Annotated in this window: 15 protein-coding genes; 9 read left to right on the forward strand and 6 right to left on the reverse strand. The window is 60.3% G+C overall.

The features are described 5' to 3' along the window. Window positions 1-256 precede the first annotated feature (256 nt). Window positions 257-1222, forward strand: a complete 966-nt coding sequence (locus GNF76_RS13550) for a GlxA family transcriptional regulator (RefSeq protein ID WP_155583655.1) — start codon at window positions 257-259, stop codon at window positions 1220-1222. 18 nt (window positions 1223-1240) lie between these two features. Here the strand turns inward: GNF76_RS13550 and GNF76_RS13555 are convergent, their stop codons facing one another. Further along, complete coding sequence (locus GNF76_RS13555) at window positions 1241-3613, reverse strand: penicillin acylase family protein (RefSeq protein ID WP_155583656.1); 2373 nt, start codon at window positions 3611-3613, stop codon at window positions 1241-1243. 30 nt (window positions 3614-3643) lie between these two features. After that, the gene (locus GNF76_RS13560) at window positions 3644-4219 is read right to left on the reverse strand and encodes a DUF6436 domain-containing protein (protein WP_155583657.1); all 576 of its coding nucleotides are present in this window, start codon (window positions 4217-4219) and stop codon (window positions 3644-3646) included. Window positions 4220-4328: 109 nt separating this feature from the next. Here GNF76_RS13560 and bipL point away from each other — a divergent pair, with 109 nt between their 5' ends. Then, window positions 4329-5270 (forward strand): phospholipase BipL, encoded by a 942-nt coding sequence (bipL, locus tag GNF76_RS13565; RefSeq protein WP_155583658.1) that lies wholly within the window; start codon window positions 4329-4331, stop codon window positions 5268-5270. A gap of 132 nt (window positions 5271-5402) precedes the next feature. On the opposite strand, the gene GNF76_RS13570 is transcribed toward bipL, so the two are convergent. Further along, on the reverse strand, window positions 5403-6155 hold the full coding sequence (locus GNF76_RS13570) for a DUF2059 domain-containing protein (protein WP_155583659.1): 753 nt from the start codon (window positions 6153-6155) through the stop codon (window positions 5403-5405). A gap of 131 nt (window positions 6156-6286) precedes the next feature. Here GNF76_RS13570 and GNF76_RS13575 point away from each other — a divergent pair, with 131 nt between their 5' ends. Then, window positions 6287-6919, forward strand: coding sequence for a 2OG-Fe(II) oxygenase (locus GNF76_RS13575; protein WP_155583798.1), 633 nt, complete (start codon window positions 6287-6289; stop codon window positions 6917-6919). Between the two features lie 2 nt (window positions 6920-6921). Beyond that, window positions 6922-7416 carry a 2-thiouracil desulfurase family protein gene (locus GNF76_RS13580; protein WP_155583660.1) on the forward strand — a complete coding sequence of 165 codons (495 nt, stop codon included), beginning with the start codon at window positions 6922-6924 and terminating at the stop codon, window positions 7414-7416. 91 nt (window positions 7417-7507) lie between these two features. Here the strand turns inward: GNF76_RS13580 and GNF76_RS13585 are convergent, their stop codons facing one another. Continuing rightward, window positions 7508-8287 carry a transporter substrate-binding domain-containing protein gene (locus GNF76_RS13585; RefSeq protein WP_155583661.1) on the reverse strand — a complete coding sequence of 260 codons (780 nt, stop codon included), beginning with the start codon at window positions 8285-8287 and terminating at the stop codon, window positions 7508-7510. 135 nt (window positions 8288-8422) lie between these two features. Between GNF76_RS13585 and GNF76_RS13590 the strand changes: the two genes are divergently transcribed. Continuing rightward, window positions 8423-8863: a DUF4399 domain-containing protein gene (locus GNF76_RS13590; protein WP_155583662.1), complete on the forward strand. Its 441-nt coding sequence runs from the start codon at window positions 8423-8425 to the stop codon at window positions 8861-8863. 63 nt (window positions 8864-8926) lie between these two features. Here the strand turns inward: GNF76_RS13590 and serA are convergent, their stop codons facing one another. Continuing rightward, window positions 8927-10156, reverse strand: coding sequence for a phosphoglycerate dehydrogenase (gene serA / locus GNF76_RS13595; RefSeq protein ID WP_155583663.1), 1230 nt, complete (start codon window positions 10154-10156; stop codon window positions 8927-8929). Between the two features lie 225 nt (window positions 10157-10381). Here serA and GNF76_RS13600 point away from each other — a divergent pair, with 225 nt between their 5' ends. The 4 genes from GNF76_RS13600 (at window position 10382) to GNF76_RS13615 (ending at window position 14612) form a co-directional block, all read left to right on the forward strand. Further along, window positions 10382-11776: an FAD-binding oxidoreductase gene (locus tag GNF76_RS13600; protein ID WP_155583664.1), complete on the forward strand. Its 1395-nt coding sequence runs from the start codon at window positions 10382-10384 to the stop codon at window positions 11774-11776. Window positions 11777-11800: 24 nt separating this feature from the next. Beyond that, on the forward strand, window positions 11801-12466 hold the full coding sequence (locus GNF76_RS13605; protein WP_155583665.1) for a fumarylacetoacetate hydrolase family protein: 666 nt from the start codon (window positions 11801-11803) through the stop codon (window positions 12464-12466). 190 nt (window positions 12467-12656) lie between these two features. Further along, window positions 12657-13586, forward strand: coding sequence for an SdiA-regulated domain-containing protein (locus GNF76_RS13610; protein WP_155583666.1), 930 nt, complete (start codon window positions 12657-12659; stop codon window positions 13584-13586). A 117-nt stretch (window positions 13587-13703) separates the two neighbouring features. Beyond that, complete coding sequence (locus GNF76_RS13615) at window positions 13704-14612, forward strand: SdiA-regulated domain-containing protein (RefSeq protein WP_155583667.1); 909 nt, start codon at window positions 13704-13706, stop codon at window positions 14610-14612. Here GNF76_RS13615 and GNF76_RS13620 read toward each other — a convergent pair whose 3' ends face one another. Beyond that, window positions 14613-16565, reverse strand: coding sequence for an autotransporter domain-containing protein (locus GNF76_RS13620; RefSeq protein ID WP_178123326.1), 1953 nt, complete (start codon window positions 16563-16565; stop codon window positions 14613-14615). Window positions 16566-16647 lie beyond the last annotated feature (82 nt).

Below are 16647 nucleotides of genomic sequence, written 5' to 3' on the forward strand. Positions count from 1 at the left end.
GCTGATGAGTCCAGTCTGGTCGCGTGCCCGCGAGGGGACAATCGCCGTGAGGGCGCGATCCTGGCCAATGTGCTGCCACATCGTGCCAACCGGACGAGTCTCTTGAAAACTGTGAAGATCAAATGTGGGAGCGGGCTTGCTCGCGAAAGCGGTGTGTCAGTTAATACATGTGTCGACTGGCCCAACGCTTTCGCGAGCAAGCCCGCTCCCACAGGGGGGTTGCATTTATTCAGTTGAAAAAAAGGTGTCTCTATCCATGGGCAAAACCGTCGCCATCCTGATCTTCCCCGGCGTCCAGTCTCTGGACGTGACCGGCCCTATGGATGTGTTTTGCGAGGCCAACCGTTTTCTGCCGCCGCAGGAGCACTACCAGTTGGAGGTGCTTGGCCTGGACCACGGCAGCATGGCCTGTTCCAACGGTTTGTCCTTGCAGGCCCATCGGCATTTCAGTGAAGCGCTGCAGCCGTATGACTTGCTGTTGATGGCCGGCGGTCCACAGCTGCCGTTCCTGGATTTTGGCCGGGCGTTCGATGACTGGTTACGCCAAGCCAGTGCCAGAGCCAAGCGTTTTGGCTCGATCTGCAACGGTGCGTTCATGCTCGCCCGCGCCGGTTTGCTGGACGGCCGTACCGTCACCACCCATTGGGGCGATGCCGCCGCGCTGACGAGTTTGTGCCCGTTGACCCAAGTAGAAGCCGACCGGCTCTACGTGCAAGACGGCAACCTTTACACCTCCGCCGGGGTCACGGCGGGCATCGACTTGTCGTTGTATTTGCTGGCCCAGGACCACGGCTCGGAAGTGGCCCTCAGCGTGGCCAAACGTCTGGTGGTGTTCACCCAGCGTTCGGGTGGGCAGTCGCAGTTCAGTCCATTCCTGACACCGCATGCCGAATCAACCTCGGCGGTGGCGTTGGTGCAGTTGTATGTGCTGGCGAACCTGACGGGGGATTTGACCATCGCCGACCTGGCCAAGGCGGCGAACATGAGTGCGCGTAATTTCTCCCGGGTGTTCGCCCGAGAAGCGCAAATTACCCCGGCGGAGTTTGTCGAGCGGGCGCGAGTGGATGCGGCGCGGGTGATGCTGGAAAGCGGCAGCGCACCGCTGAAAACGGTGGCCTATCAATGCGGATTCCGCGATGCCCAGCACATGCGTAGCGTGTTCAACCGCCGGCTGGGGGTGACGCCGCAACAATTCAGGCTGAATTTCGCGGCGCCAGTCTGAAGTGCGGCTACAGGTTTATTACGGCGCTCGGGCCGGCAAAAGCTTGAGCGTCCCGCGCGTATTCGCGGTCACTTCGTCATCATTGAAATGCGCCTGCTCATACCCGCCTTCGATGTAGGTCTCGGCCTGATCGGCGTAATGTTTGTCGAACGGCACGCCGCTTTGTCCCACCGGGTTGATGGTCAGTGCGTGGGCGGCGTCGGCGAAGTCGATCAGGCGTCGGGTGGAGGGGCCATAGTTGACCGGCCAGGGGGCCGGGCCGATTTTGGCCGACAGGTTGTTGGGTACTTCGTGGGTGCCGGGGGCGGCGAACGGGCCGACGTTGAAGATTCGGTCCAGCGGTTTCTGTGAGCCCAATGGGTGACCGTGGGTCAGGGTGTGCGCCTTGCCCCATTGCCACTGCGTCGGATCATCGCCCAAGGTCGCCTTGAGGTGCTTGAGGCTGTTGTCCCAGGCGAGCTTGACGGTATCGGCGCGGGTTTTAGTCGTGCCGTTGTTCCACCACGGCGAATCCGGCGATGCCGCCAGGCGTGGCAGGGCGGCATCGACGACGCGGGTGGTGATCAGGGTTTCAAACAGGTTGTCGCCCAGCTTGTCATGCATCGCCGCATACGCCAGGTCGTAGAGGAACTGGTTGAACAGCGTGGCCGTGGTGGAGTCCAGCGGGTAGTCACCTTTCCACGTCGCCAGTTGCTCCACCAGCTTCAATTCGGCTGGATCCTTGACCACCTCACGTAACACCGGCAGCAGTGGCGCCATAAACCGTGGCCCGTAGGCGTTGGTGGTGCCCAGTTGCAAGGCCTGGCTGTTGTTCAGGTCCCACTTCACACTGTTGTCGCTTAATTGCGCGTTCAGCTGTTGGCCGCGATCCGCCAGGTTGTAGTAACCGGGGATCTCCATGCCGGTGGGTGATGCGGGTTGGGCATTGGCCGAGACGATATAGCCTCGCGCCGGGTTTTCTTCCTGGGGGTTGGCGCTGAATGGGTAGAAGCCCAGCTTGTCGGCCTGGGGCGTGCTGCCATCGAGGATAAACCCGGGATTGACCCCGGCCGGGCGGACCGGCAATTGCGCGGCGGCCCACCAGCCGATATCGCCCTTGGCATTGGCCCAGACGATATTCAAACCCGGCGCCTGGACCTTGGCTGCGGCGCTGCGGGCTTTGGCCAGGGTATCGGCGCGGTTGAGCTGGTAGAAACCTTCGAGGATCGGGTCGTCGGTTTCCAGGAAGGCCCACCACATGGCGATAGGTGTCTTTCCGGCATTCTCGCCGAGTACGTCATTGATGATCGGCCCGTGAGGCGATTGGCGCAGGGTGATAATCACCGGGGCCTGGCCCTTGACGGCGATCTGTTGCTCGCTGCTGGTCATGTCGACCCATTGGCCGTGGTACCAGACCTGATTGGGGTTGTCCGGGTTGACCTTCTCGGCGATCAGGTCCACGTCATCGTTCTGGAACATGGTCAGGCTCCAGCCGAAATCCGTGTTGTGCCCCAGGAACGCCACGGGCACCAAGGCGTTGTGATAGCCGTATAGCTCGAAGCCCGGCGCTGACAGCTGCGCTTCGTACCACACCGAGGGCACCGAGAAGCGGATATGCGGGTCACCCGCCAGCAACGGCTTGCCACTTTTGGTGCGCGAGCCGCTGATGGCCCAGGCGTTGCTGCCTTCGTATTGCGGCAGGCCGTTGTCGGCCAGGGCTTGTTCGCTCAACTGAGCGAGGGCACCCAAGTCTTTCCAATCGCCGGCAGCCAGGTTCAACGCGCCCTTGGGTTGCCAGTCGAGGTCGAAGATCTTCAGGTAATCACTGCCCAATTGATCCCGTACGTAGGTCAACAGCGGTTCGGTACGGAACGCGGCGGCAAAGCTGTAGGCGAGATAGCCGGCGACGCTGATGGTGTCCTCGGCGGTAAATGGACGCTTGGGGATGCCCAGTACGTCGAACTCCATGGGTTTGGCGTGGCTGTCCTGATACTGGTTGATCCCGTCCAGATAGGCTTGCAGGGCCTTCCAGGCCGCAGACTCGTGATCCATGTGTTCCACGTAACGCAGGGCACGCTCACGAATGCGCAGGCTGCGAAACAGCTTGTCGGTTTCCAGCAGCTTCGGGCCCAGTACTTCGGCCAGTTCGCCACGGGAAAGCCGGCGCATGATTTCCATCTGGAACAAGCGGTCTTGCGCATGCACGTAGCCCAGGGCGCGGTACAGGTCGGCCTCGTTCTCAGCGCGAATATGCGGTACGCCACGGTCGTCGTAGCGCACGGTGACGGAGCCTTGCAGGTGGGCAAGCTCCACCGTGCCCTGGCGGGTCGGCTGCTTGCTGTACACATACCAGCCGGCGCCGAGGGCGATCAGCACTACCAGAACCGCGAGTACCTGCAAGACGCGCTTCATCAAGATTCCTTAGTAAAAGTGGGCTGCGATCTACAAACCTTCCGGCCACGAACAATAGCAGCCCACCGCGAGGGTGTGGGTCGCATTGACCTCGCGTCCGTTCTCCAGGGCTTGCAGGATCGGTTCGATAAAGCTGTTGCTGGAATTACAGGTCAGCCCTTCGCTGTAGGGCCCGAAATACGCCAGCTTGCCACTGCGGTCCCAGATGCCCACGGCGGGGCTGGCGGGGACGTGTTCGGCGCCGGGCAGGGCGTTGATGACTTTCATCGTGCCGAGGGTGGCGGGCAACTGGCCGTGACTGCCGCTTTTTTGCAGGGAATAAAACTCCACACCCTGGGGCGCGTACTGTTCGACCAGTTCGCTCAGATGCTGTTGATTACCGACATTGCACGGGCATGCCGGGTCCCAGAAGTGCACCAGGCGAATGGGCCCGGGCCCGGCGAGGTCGGGGGGCAGCTTCAGCAGGTCTCCGGAAAACACCGCCGTGTGCTCGCTGAACGCTCGCAGGTAGCGCCCCTGGAACCAGTCATATGCGGCCCACAGTACGCCGGCGCAGATAAGTGCGATCAGGCTGGCGAACAGGGTTGTACGGTAGGGCTGTCGCATTCGGATCAATCCTCGCAGGACGCGTAGCTTGCCATGCTTGCCCTGACAGATGAATATCGCAGGTCGATAAAACCTGTTCAGTGCGATGAGCCTCAGTCTGGAACCTCTTATGCCCGTTACTTTTGACCCTGATCATCTACGCGAAAGCTTGCGGCCCCTGGTGGATGCGCAGCCGCTTTCGGTCGAGGCCCGGGTCTACCAGCGCTTTTATGGCCTGGACCTGCCGGGACGCAAGGCGCCGGTGGGCAGCCGCCTGGGGCGTTTCGACGTCGATGGGTTCGAGGTGGTCGCTCAGGTCTGGTGGCCGCAGCAGCCGGTGGCTACCTTGTTTATGTACCACGGCTTCTACGATCACATGGGGTTGTACCGTCATGTGGTGGAGTGGGCGCTGGACCAAGGCTTCGTGGTGATCGCCTGCGACCTGCCGGGACACGGCCTGTCCAGTGGCGAACGGGCGAGCATCGATGATTTCGCGGTGTACCAGCATGTGGTGCAGGCGCTGTTTGAGCAGGCCAAGGCGTTGCAACTGCCACAACCCTGGCACCTGTTCGGGCAAAGCACGGGTGGGGCGATTGTGGTGGATCACCTGCTCAGTGACGGCGCGGGCAGCCCGGCACAGGGCAAGACGTTCCTGTTATCACCCCTGGTTCGCCCGCGTGCCTGGGGGTGGTCGCAGCTGAGCTATTACCTGCTCAGGCCTTTCGTCAAAGGCATCGCCCGACGCTTCAGCGATAACACCAATGACCCGCAGTTCAAGCCGTTCCTGGAGGCCGACCCCTTGCAGCCGCGCCAACTGCCCACCGCCTGGGTAGGGGCGCTGGCGCGTTGGATCAAGCGCGTCGAAGCCGCACCCCGCAGCACGCGCAGGCCGGTGATTGTGCAGGGTGAGGAAGACATGACGGTGGATTGGCAGCACAACTTGCAGGTGCTGCGAGGGAAGTTCGATCAGCCGGAGATCCTGATGCTGCCTCGGGGCAGGCATCATTTGGCCAATGAGATTCCGGAGATTCGGCAGGAGTACTTCAAGTACCTCACCGAGCACTTGAAATAATCGATCCCTGTAGCCGCTGACGAGGTACGAGGCTGCGATGGGTTGCGAAGCGACCCCCGAGGGCGGTCCTGCGGACACGCATCGCAGCCTCGTACCTCGGCAGCGGCTACAGGCGATCAGGCGATCAGGCGTTCAAGGCGCCAGGCTTGAAGTGCTTTGCCCGACGGCCAGGCCCGCACGGATCGCCGCCAGCGCCGCCTGGTAATACGCCTTGCCCTCCGGCGACTCGGCGAATGTCGCGAACTCTTCCAACTCCGGGTCGGACAAATCCCGATAGACGTACAACAGCGTGTTGTTCAGGTCATTGCCGATCTGCTGCATCAACCGCTCGCGCTGACCATTCAACATGCCTTGGGCCTGACCACCGCCGAGCAGGCCCGGGATCATCTGGCTCAAGCTGTCGGCCGCGACACCGGCAATCGCCAGGCTGACTTCTGCACCGGCTTCACGGGCGGGCAGGGCCTGGGCCAGGTGGCCGATGATCAGGCTGCGGGTAGCGTCGGCTTTCATCTGTGGCAGGCCCTGGGCATTTTTCGCCAACTGATCACGACGGGTCGCCAGCAGCTCGGCGGCAACAATCTTGCGACCAAGGGGCGTCTGGAAAAATGCCAGGGCGGGCGCTGGGTCCGCCAGGTTCTTGCGCAACTGGGATTCAGCGCGCTGATCCATGGCTTTTGGCGCAAAGCGTTTATTGCTGTTGTCCACCAACGCCTGGTACACGGCGGGCGGCAAACTGTTGCGATAGCGTTGCTGGGCAGCACTCAAGGCGTCATTGAAATGCGCGCGTTGTTCTGGCCAACCGGCGACCGTGTACAACTGGTCATGGCTGTCTGCCCAGGCGGGCAAAACGCAGAACATCAGCAAGGAAAAAAACAAACGACGCATATGGACTCCTGTCAGTCGGCCACTATTGTCCGTGTCGGGCGTAGGATTTGTCGAGAAGTCCTATCAGTCACCTGACTAAAGTGTATTCAGACGCTCGGCGGCTCTGTCGGATTCAAAGGCGTATGGATACTATGCGCGCCATGCAAATACCCTACGATCACCCGCTGCTGCTGAGCATCGTCGACGACCTGGCCGTGAAAGGCTGGTCGCAGCAGAACATCTTCCTGCCCGAGGGTCTGACCCTCGAACTGGCGGCTGAGTGCCATAAACGCGCCGCCGAAGGGGAATTGGCACCGGCGGCGGTTGGGCGCGGGCCGTTCCAGGAGATTCGCGAGGGGATTCGGGGCGACCATATTCAGTGGCTGGAGCCCGGCGAGGCTGCAATTTGTGACACCTATCTGAACCTGATGGACAGTCTGCGGCTGGCAATGAACCGTGGTCTGTTCCTGGGCCTGGAGGATTTTGAAAGCCACTTCGCGATGTACCCGCCGGGGGCGTTTTACCTCAAGCACGTCGACCGCTTTCGCGATGATGACCGGCGCATGGTCTCGGCGGTGGTCTACCTGAACGATGCGTGGCTGCCTGAGCACGGTGGCCAGTTGCGTATGTACCTCAAGGACAACGTTGAATACGATGTGGTGCCCACGGGCGGTTGCCTGGTGGTGTTCCTGTCGGGGGAAGTGCCCCACGAAGTCCTGCCCGCCACCCGTGAACGCCTGTCCTTGACGGGCTGGTTTCGCCGACGGGGTAACGAGCCGTTTTAATCATGGAAAAAATTCTGATCAGTCGCTGCCTGCTCGGACACCGAGTGCGCTACGACGGCGGGGCCAGCGGGCCGTTTGATCAACTGGCGGCCTGGCAGGCCCAAGGTCGAGTCATCGCGGTGTGCCCGGAAGTGGCCGGTGGCTTGCCGACGCCACGACCGTCTGCCGAGATTCCGGGCGGGCAGGGGATCGATGTCTGGGAAGGCCGCGCACAGGTGATGACGGCTGCAGGTGAAGATTTCAGCGAAGCCTTCCTCGACGGCGCCCGTCAGGCGTTGGCATTGGTGCAGCGCCACAACATCCGCATTGCTGTGCTCAAGGCCAATAGCCCGTCATGCGGCAACCTGCTGACCTATGACGGCACGTTCAGCGGGGTGAAGGTCAGCGGCGAAGGAGTGACGGCGGCGCTGCTCAAGCGCCACGGGGTGTTGGTGTTCAGTGAACTGGAGCTGCCAGAGGCGGCAACTGCCTTGGCACAACTCTCAAATCCGACCTAGATCAAATGTGGGAGCTGGCTTGCCTGCGATAGCGGCGTGGCAGTCACCACCGTTATCGCAGGCAAGCCAGCTCCCACATTGACCGAGTCGCTTACTGAACCTTCGCCACCGGCTTGCTCGCATCCATTCCAAACCATTTTTCCGACAAGGCCGTCAGCCGGCCATCGGCCTTCACGCGTTGCAACGCCTTGTCCAGGCTGGCCTTGAACGCCGGATTACCCTTCTGGAACGGAATCGCCAGGCTCAAGGTTGGACCGAGCGCCGCCCCTTCCTTCACCGGTAACTGGCTGTCGCGGATCGCATAAGGAATCAGCAAACGATCACTGATGGCCGCATCAATCTGCTGCTCGGCCACGTCCTTGATTGGCTGCTTGGCATCGGGATAACTGCGCAGGTCCACGCCGTTAGCGGTGCGCGCCTGCTCGACAAACTGACTGCCTTGCGCCACGCCCAATGCCTTGCCCTTGAGTGCTTCGAAGCTGGCCAGCGGGCGTTTCTCTTGCTTGCGCACAATCAACTGCGCGTTGGAGTAGCTGTAGGGCTCACTGAAATCGAACCGATCCTGCAGTTCAGGAGTCATAGCGATATGGTTGATCGCCACGTCGTACCTGCCGCTTTCCACACCGGGCAGCAAGTCGGTGCCATCAATGGTGACGAAGGAGGCGCGTACGTCCATCTCCTTGGCCAGCAACTCACCCAGTTCCACTTCAAAGCCTGTGAGTTTGTCGCCTTCCTTGAAGTTGAACGGTGGCGTGTTGGCTTCCAGGGCGATACGCAATTCACCGCGATCAAACACATCGTCGATCAATTCGGCGTAAGCCAAGGGGCTCACAAGGGGAAGCAAAAGTAACAGGCCAGGCAGAAACCGCATGGTCACTCCTAAAGAATTCTAATGAGCGAGATGCCGTTCCGGCCCGCTTTGCTATGGTGTTGAGTGCCGTTGGACAGCAATTTGTCGTGAAGTTGTCATAACCCTACAGATTTCACCGAAAAACTGGAGAAGCGAATGAAAGCCTTTTTGTCTCATGTCACCCTGGCCAGCCTGCTGCTGGGTGCTTCGATGCTGGCAACTGCCGCTGACGGTATCCCCCGCAGCGCTCCGCCGGAAGGTGCCAAAGTATTTATCGTCTCGCCGAAAGACGGCGCTACGGTCGATAAAACCTTCACCGTGAAATTCGGCATGGAAGGCCTGAAGCTGGCGCCGGCCACCGACCAGACCCCAGGCACCGGTCACCACCACCTGTTGATAGACCAGAAAGCACTGCCGGACGCCAGCGTGCCCATCCCGGCCACCGACACCGTGATCCACTACGGCAAGGCCCAGACCGAAACCGAATTGACCCTCTCCCCGGGCAAGCACACCTTGCAACTGGTGGCCGGGGACAAGCTGCACATGCAGTTCAACCCGACTGTAGCGTCGAAAGTCATCACGGTTAACGTCAAGTAAGATTTGTTCAGACGTAAAAAAGGGAGACCCGAGGGTCTCCCTTTTTCGTGGACGCTTGAAACCTTAGAACAACACGCGGCTACGGATAGTGCCGTTGATGTGCTGCAGCTTCTCTTGCGCCAGGTCCGAGTACTCGGCGTCTACGTCGATAACCACGTAGCCGACTTTCTCGTTGGTCTGCAGGAACTGACCGGAAATGTTGATGCCGTTTTCCGCGAAGACCTTGTTGATCTCCATCATCACACCCGGAATGTTCTGGTGGATGTGCAGCAGACGGTGCTTGCCAGGGTGAGCCGGCAGCGCCACTTCCGGGAAGTTGACCGAGGACACCGACGTACCATTGTCGCTGTACTTGACCAGTTTCTCCGACACTTCCAGGCCAATGTTGGCTTGGGCTTCAGCGGTGGAACCGCCGATGTGCGGGGTCAGGATCACGTTGTCCAGGCCACGCAGCGGGCTTTCGAAGATGTCGTCGTTGGAGCGAGGCTCCACCGGGAACACGTCGATGGCGGCGCCGATCAGGTGTTTGTCCTTGATCGCGTTGGCCAGGGCGTCCAACTCGACCACGGTACCGCGAGCGGCGTTGATCAGGATCCCGCCTTTCTTGATGGCGCGGATTTCCTTCTCGCCGATCATCCACTGGGTTTCAGCGGTTTCCGGAACGTGCAGGGTGACGATATCCGACATGCCCAGCAGTTCGGTCAGGCTGGCCACTTGAGTGGCGTTACCCAAAGGCAGCTTGGTCAGGGTGTCGTAGAAGAACACCTGCATGCCCAGGCCTTCGGCCAGGACCGACAATTGCGTGCCGATCGAGCCGTAACCGACGATACCCAGCTTCTTGCCACGGATTTCGAAGGAATTGGCCGCGCTCTTGATCCAGCCGCCACGGTGGCAGGAAGCGTTCTTCTCAGGAATGCCGCGCAACAGCAGGATCGCCTCGGCCAATACCAGTTCGGCTACGGAACGGGTGTTGGAGTACGGTGCGTTGAACACTGCGATGCCGCGCTCGCGCGCTGCATTGAGGTCGACCTGGTTGGTGCCGATGCAGAAACAACCTACAGCGACAAGCTTCTTGGCGTGATCGAAGATTTCTTCGGTCAGCTGAGTGCGGGAGCGAATGCCGATAAAGTGCGCGTCGGCGATCTTTTCCTTGAGCTGGGCTTCCGGCAGAGAACTGGTGATGTACTCAATGCTGGTGTACCCGGCGGCCTTCAGGACGTCGACGGCCGATGGGTGGACGCCTTCCAGAAGAAGGAACTTGATCTTGCTCTTATCGAGAGAAGTCTTGCTCATCTGCGTAAACCTGTATCCCGGAGAAAAATGGCAGGGAATCGAGCAGTTAGTGCCCTGAATCAGTGCACAAGAGCTGACCCGGACGGCAGGAAAGCCGTCACCGCAGAACGCCCTTGGGCTCTGTCCTGCGGGGGCGGTATGCTAGCATACGTGCCCCGCTAAACACCCATTCCTGCGACGTGAAGCGTTCTCAGGATGACCATGAATTGTTCGAGAGTTCTGTCGATGACCCATCCTGCCCTGATTGATGAGCTGAAGACCCTGGTTGAGCCTGGCAAGGTCCTGACCGATGCCGACTCCCTGAATGCTTACGGCAAGGACTGGACCAAGCATTTCGCCCCGGCCCCCGTCGCCATCGTCTTCCCCAAGACCACCGAACAGGTGCAGGCCATAGTCCGTTGGGCTAATGAACACAAGGTGGCGCTGGTGCCGTCCGGTGGTCGTACCGGGTTGTCAGCCGCCGCTGTTGCCGCCAATGGCGAAGTGGTGGTGTCGTTCGACTACATGAACCAGATCCTCGACGTGAACCTCACCGACCGCACCGCCGTGTGCCAGCCGGGCGTGGTCACCAAGCAATTGCAGAACCTGGCCGAAGAAAAGGGCCTGTACTACCCGGTGGACTTCGCCTCGTCCGGCTCCAGCCAGATTGGCGGCAACATCGGCACCAATGCTGGGGGGATCAAGGTGATTCGCTACGGCATGACCCGCAACTGGGTGGCCGGCATGAAAGTGGTCACTGGCAAGGGCGACTTGCTGGAACTGAACAAAGACCTGATCAAGAACGCCACCGGCTACGACCTGCGCCAACTGTTTATCGGCGCCGAAGGCACCCTGGGTTTTGTGGTCGAAGCGACCATGCGCCTGGACCGCGCGCCGAAAAACCTCACCGCGATGGTCCTCGGCACCGCCGACTTTGATTCGATCATGCCGGTGCTGCACGCCTTCCAGAGCAAGCTGGACCTGACCGCTTTCGAGTTCTTCTCCGACAAGGCCCTGGCCAAGGTCCTCGCCCGTGGCGACGTGCCGGCGCCATTTGAATCCGAATGCCCGTTCTACGCGCTGCTGGAATTCGAAGCGACCACTGAAGAAGTGGCCAACCATGCCCTGGAAACCTTTGAGCACTGTGTCGAGCAAGGCTGGGTGCTGGACGGTGTGATGAGCCAGAGCGAAACCCAGCTGCACAACCTGTGGAAGCTGCGTGAGTACATCTCCGAGACTATTTCCCACTGGACCCCGTACAAGAACGACATTTCGGTGACCGTGTCGAAAGTGCCGGCTTTCCTGAAGGAAATCGACGCTATCGTCGGCGAATACTACCCGGACTTCGAAATCGTTTGGTTCGGCCACATCGGTGATGGCAACCTGCACTTGAACATCCTCAAGCCGGATAACTTGTCCAAGGACGAGTTCTTCGCCAAATGTGCCACCGTCAACAAGTGGGTATTCGAAACCGTCGAGAAGTACAACGGTTCGATCTCTGCTGAGCACGGTGTGGGCATGACCAAGCGCGATTACCTGACTTACAGCCGTTCCCCGGTTGAAATTGAATACATGAAGGCAGTGAAGGCGGTGTTCGACCCCAACGGGATCATGAACCCGGGCAAGATCTTCGCTGTTTAACGGTCACGCCAGAGGAGTCGGTCAATGAGCTATCAGCACAAGTATGTCGACGGGACCAACATCCACTTTCCCCTGGGAAAAGTGGTGTGCATTGGGCGCAACTACGCCGAACACGCCAAGGAACTGGACAATCCGGTGCCTACCGAGCCCCTGCTGTTCATCAAGCCGGGCAGCTGTGTGGTGGCGCTGGAAGGTGGTTTCACCATTCCGACCGAACGCGGTTCGGTGCATTACGAAGCGGAAATCGCGGTGCTGATCGGCAAGCCGCTGTCCACCAAGCCCAGCCGTGAAGAAGTGCTGGATGCTATCTCCGGTTTCGCCCCGGCCCTGGATTTGACCCTGCGCGACAAGCAGGCCGAGCTCAAGGCCAAGGGCCTGCCGTGGGAGATCGCCAAGTCCTTCGACGGTGCGGCAGTGATTGCCCCCTTCGTGGTGGGCAGCACCTTCCCGGACCTGACCGACATCGGCATTCGCCTGACCATCAATGGCGAAGTGCGCCAGGACGGTAACAGCGCAATCATGCTCAACCCGATCATCCCGATGATCCAGCACATGGCCGGCTGCTTCTCGTTGCAGGCCGGTGATGTGATCCTGACCGGCACGCCGGTGGGTGTGGGGCCGCTGGATGTCGGTGATGAACTGGTGTTGGAATTGCCGGGTGTGAGCCGCTTCGAAAGCAGCGTTCGCTAACCCGACGCGGTCAATGTGGGAGCGAGCAAGTCGAATCGTCGCACCGCCGCTCCCACATTGTTTTGCGTGTACCTGTAGAGGTCTGTTTGCATTTTTTTCACACGCCATCCGGATAATCGGCCGCCTCCTGCGCGCGGGTTTGTTGATCCTGTGCTATCCCCTATAGCTGACTTTCTGGAAAGCTCTCCCAATGGCCGTGTCCGTTCCCACCTCTAAGCCCGCTCGTCGTTCACGTTTCTTCATGCGCTGGTACTCCTGGCTGTTGCTTGTCGGGGTGATTACCTACGGTGTTTCCTGGCTGATGCATTGGGACGATCGCGGCGTGTTGTGGGTTGAGGAGCATTTCGAAACGCCGACGGAGCGCCAGGAGAGTGTCTGGCTCCCGGATTACCATGCCGTGATTGATGCCAAGCTGCTGCCCGGCATGGAAAAGGACGAAGCCTCGGACCTGACCTACAACCCGCAGACCAAAACCCTGTTCTCGGTCATGGGCAAGAATCCATTCCTGGTGGAGTTGACCCTGCAAGGCGACGTGCTGCGCAAGATGCCGCTGGTGGGCTGGAACAACCCGGAAGGCGTGACAGTGATGGAGAATGGCGTGATGGCCATTGTCGATGAGCGCATGCATACCCTGACCCTGGTCAAGGTTGACGCCAGCACTCAGCAACTGACGTTCGCCGATTTCCCGACCTACGACCTTGGCCCTTCCAAGAACCAGAACAAAGCCTTTGAAGCTGTAGCCTGGGACAAGCGAAACCAGCAGTTGGTGTTGGGCGAAGAGCGTCCGCCGGCCTTGTTCACCTGGAAAAGCGACGGCAGCCAGACGCTGGCCGGCGACAAGCAAAAGCAGCCCAGCGATGAGCTGGACATGCGCAACCTATCGGCACTGAGCATCGACCCGCGCACCGGCCATATGCTGGCGTTGTCGGCCGACTCACACTTGCTGCTGGAGCTGGATGAGAAAGGCCAGCAAGTCAGCTTCATGGTCCTGCTGGGCGGTTTCAACGGCCTGAAAAACACCATTCCTCGAGCGGAAGGGGTGACCATGGACGAGAACGGCACGTTGTATATGGTCAGTGAGCCGAACCTGTTTTATCGCTTCGAGAAGCAGAAACAGTAGACCGATTACGTCAGATAGTTCTCTGTCTGCGGCATCGACCAGACACCAGGGGCGTTTAAGTTTAAATTCATGCGGGTGTGATATTCATTCGCCAGTTTTTACCTTGAGCCTCCATTGATGCGCCGACTTGCCCGTCCCAAACCCGCCTTTTTTATTCTTCTGTTGATCGCCCTGGTTACCGTCGGGGTGGTCGCGCAGCAATTTCGTCTGTTCGAACGTGCCTGGTTCAACTGGCAAGTCTGGCGTCATCCGGCTGATGAGCGTTCCATTGGGCTCGCGGACTATCACGTGGTGTTGGAAGCGCAGGTGATCGATGGTCTGGACGATGACGTCTCGGCCCTGACCTATGATCCAGTGCGTAATAGCCTGTTCACCGTGACCAACAAGAATGCCGAGCTGATCGAGTTGTCCCTGGACGGCAAGCTCCTGCGGCGCATCCCGCTGATCGGGTTTGGCGATGCCGAAGCGGTGGAGTTCATCAGTGAAGACACCTATGTCATCAGTGATGAGCGTGAGCAGCGGCTGATCAAGATCCATCTGGAAGAGGGCACACAGTTCCTCGACATCGCCGATGCCGAACAAATGACCCTCGGCGTACACCTGAGTGGCAACAAAGGCTTTGAAGGCCTGGCCTATGACTCGGTGGGCAAGCGCCTGTTTGTCGCCAAGGAACGGGACCCGATGTTGATCTACGAAGTGCACGGTTTTCCTCACTTCAAGCCAGAAAAAACCTACTCGGTGCACGTCGTCAACAACCCCAAGCGCGATGCCGGGTTGTTTGTCCGCGACCTGTCCAGCCTGCAATACGATGAGCGCAGCGGCCATTTACTGGCACTGTCCGATGAGTCGTTCCTGGTGCTGGAACTGGATATCGACGGTCGTCCCTTGAGCAGTCTGTCCCTGCTCAAGGGTCGCCATGGCCTGAGCAAGCGTGTGCCTCAGGCCGAAGGGATTGCGATGGACAACGATGGCACGTTGTATCTGGTCAGCGAGCCGAACCTGTTCTATGTGTTCAAGAAGCCTTGATCAGAACATCCATTGCACGCCCAATGAGTAACCGGTCTGGCTCCCCTCGGCATGCCCCAGCCGACCGTTCACTTCGGCATACACCCCCAACTGCGGTGTGATTGCCAACTGGCTACCGATCTGCGCCCGACCAAAGCTCTTGTCCACTGAACCCAGCTTGGCAGTACGCGCCTGGCCATCAGCGCGGGCGGTCAGGTCGAGGTCGTCCAGGCGGCCATCCGCCAGTTCCTTGACCCAGGCGATGTCGCCGTAAGGCATCAGGTTCAGGCCATAGGGCAGGGCGACGGCGCCGCGCACGCGCCAGCCGAGGCTGGCTTCCAGGGAGTCGAAGGATTGTTCTTCGTACTCCAGGGCGGTGCGCAGGTTCTGCTTCTCGTGGAACTTATCGATGCGGTAGTGGCTGTAATCCAGCCCGGCAAACGGTCCGCTCTTGATCGCGCCGAAGTCGAAGTCATAGCCGCCCAGCACCCGTGCGCCAAGGGACAGCGCGTCGGTTTCGCCGGTCAGGCGCTGATTAAGCAACACCGGCCCGTCGTTGGCCTGGATCACCAGGTTGCGCTTGGAGTCGAAGCTGCTGTGGCCGACGCTCAGGTCACCGGCCAGCCAGCTTGGGCCACCGTCGTTCAGCAAGGCGTAGACCGCGGCCTGCCAGGTGTCGCTGTCCAGTTTGCCGCGATGTTCCAGCTTGTCGCGGCCGTTGAGGTAGCTGAGGCTGGCACCGATGTTCAGGCTTGGGTTGAGCTGATAGTCACCCAAGGCATGCAGGCCCAGGCGCCGGGCCTCGGGATTGAGGGCGGTGTCGAAGCCGCTGTCCGGGGTGTATTCGCCGTCAACGCCAATCTCGCCATCAAAGCTGCCGACCTCGCGGCTGGCCGCTTGCAGGGTCAGCCAGCGCCGGTCGTGCAGGCGCACCATGGACTGATGTTGACGCTGCAGGTTGTCCTGCATATTGCGTGCAACCGTGCCGCCCGATGCGGTAGAAGCCATCAAGTCCGCGTTGGTGAGTTCCAGCACCAGGCGGCTGAGCAGGCGCGAGTAGTCCCGCAGGCGCTGGTCAATGCGTTCCTGGCCGAAGGCGTCGGTCAGCACGGCCTTGTTGTCTTCCTTGGGGTCGTGCCAGGTGGAGCCGCCGGGGATTTTCGGGTTGTTGGTCTGGGTGTAACCGTCCAGATCCCCCAGCTCCCAATTGGTGGCTTCGACATACAGAATCGGGATGTTCAGCGGCTCGAAGGGCTCGCCGTCGCTGCAGCAGCCGGTGCCCTTGGGGTACTGCGGGTCGAGGCCGGGGTTGGTGAACAGGTTGATGTTCAACTCCTTGGCGATCTGGAACGTGTGTTCGCGCAATGACGCCAGCGCCGGGTTGGCGGTGCTGTTCTGGCCAGCGTGGGCGTACATCATGTCGCCGGTGATCAGGCTGTCGAGGTTGATCATCGCCAGCATGTTGGCCCGCTGGCTGGCACTCAGTGAATTGACGAAGGCCTTGGAGCCGCGCAGGCCTTCTTCTTCAGCGCCAAAGCCGACGATTTGCAGGCCGTTTTCCAGTTGCAGTCCTCCCAGGTTCCTGGCCACTTCCGTCAGCACGCTGGCGCCGGAGCCATTGTCGTCCAGGCCTTGCAGGGTCGGGCGGCCGAAGTAGGTGTCAAAGTGTGCGCCGATCACCACGTACTGCGGTTTGGTGCCGGCGGCGTAGGCGACTACGTTTTGCGAGGCGCGATGGGTGCCGCCGGCTGTCCAGGAAAAATCCTGGCGGCTGATGCTGTAGGCATTGCCCATCTGGCTCTGCATCCAATCGGCAGCGCCGGCGAAATTGGCCGTGCCGCGATAACGGCCGGGGTAGTCGTTGATCAGCTTTTCCAGGGTGGTGTTGGCGTGCTGGCCGTAATCGTAGGCCAGGGTCTGGGTCGACAGCAGGGCACTGGCCACGCTGATAGCGAGCGCTAGAGGCTTGATCACAAGGTCGTCCTTGAGGTGATGGGGATAAGAAAGCCGAGACCGTTTGCACAATGCGCGCCTCATTCCTTGGTCGCGCGCGAAT

The sequence above is a fragment of the Pseudomonas spelaei genome (assembly GCF_009724245.1).
GTDB classification, from domain to species: domain Bacteria; phylum Pseudomonadota; class Gammaproteobacteria; order Pseudomonadales; family Pseudomonadaceae; genus Aquipseudomonas; species Aquipseudomonas spelaei.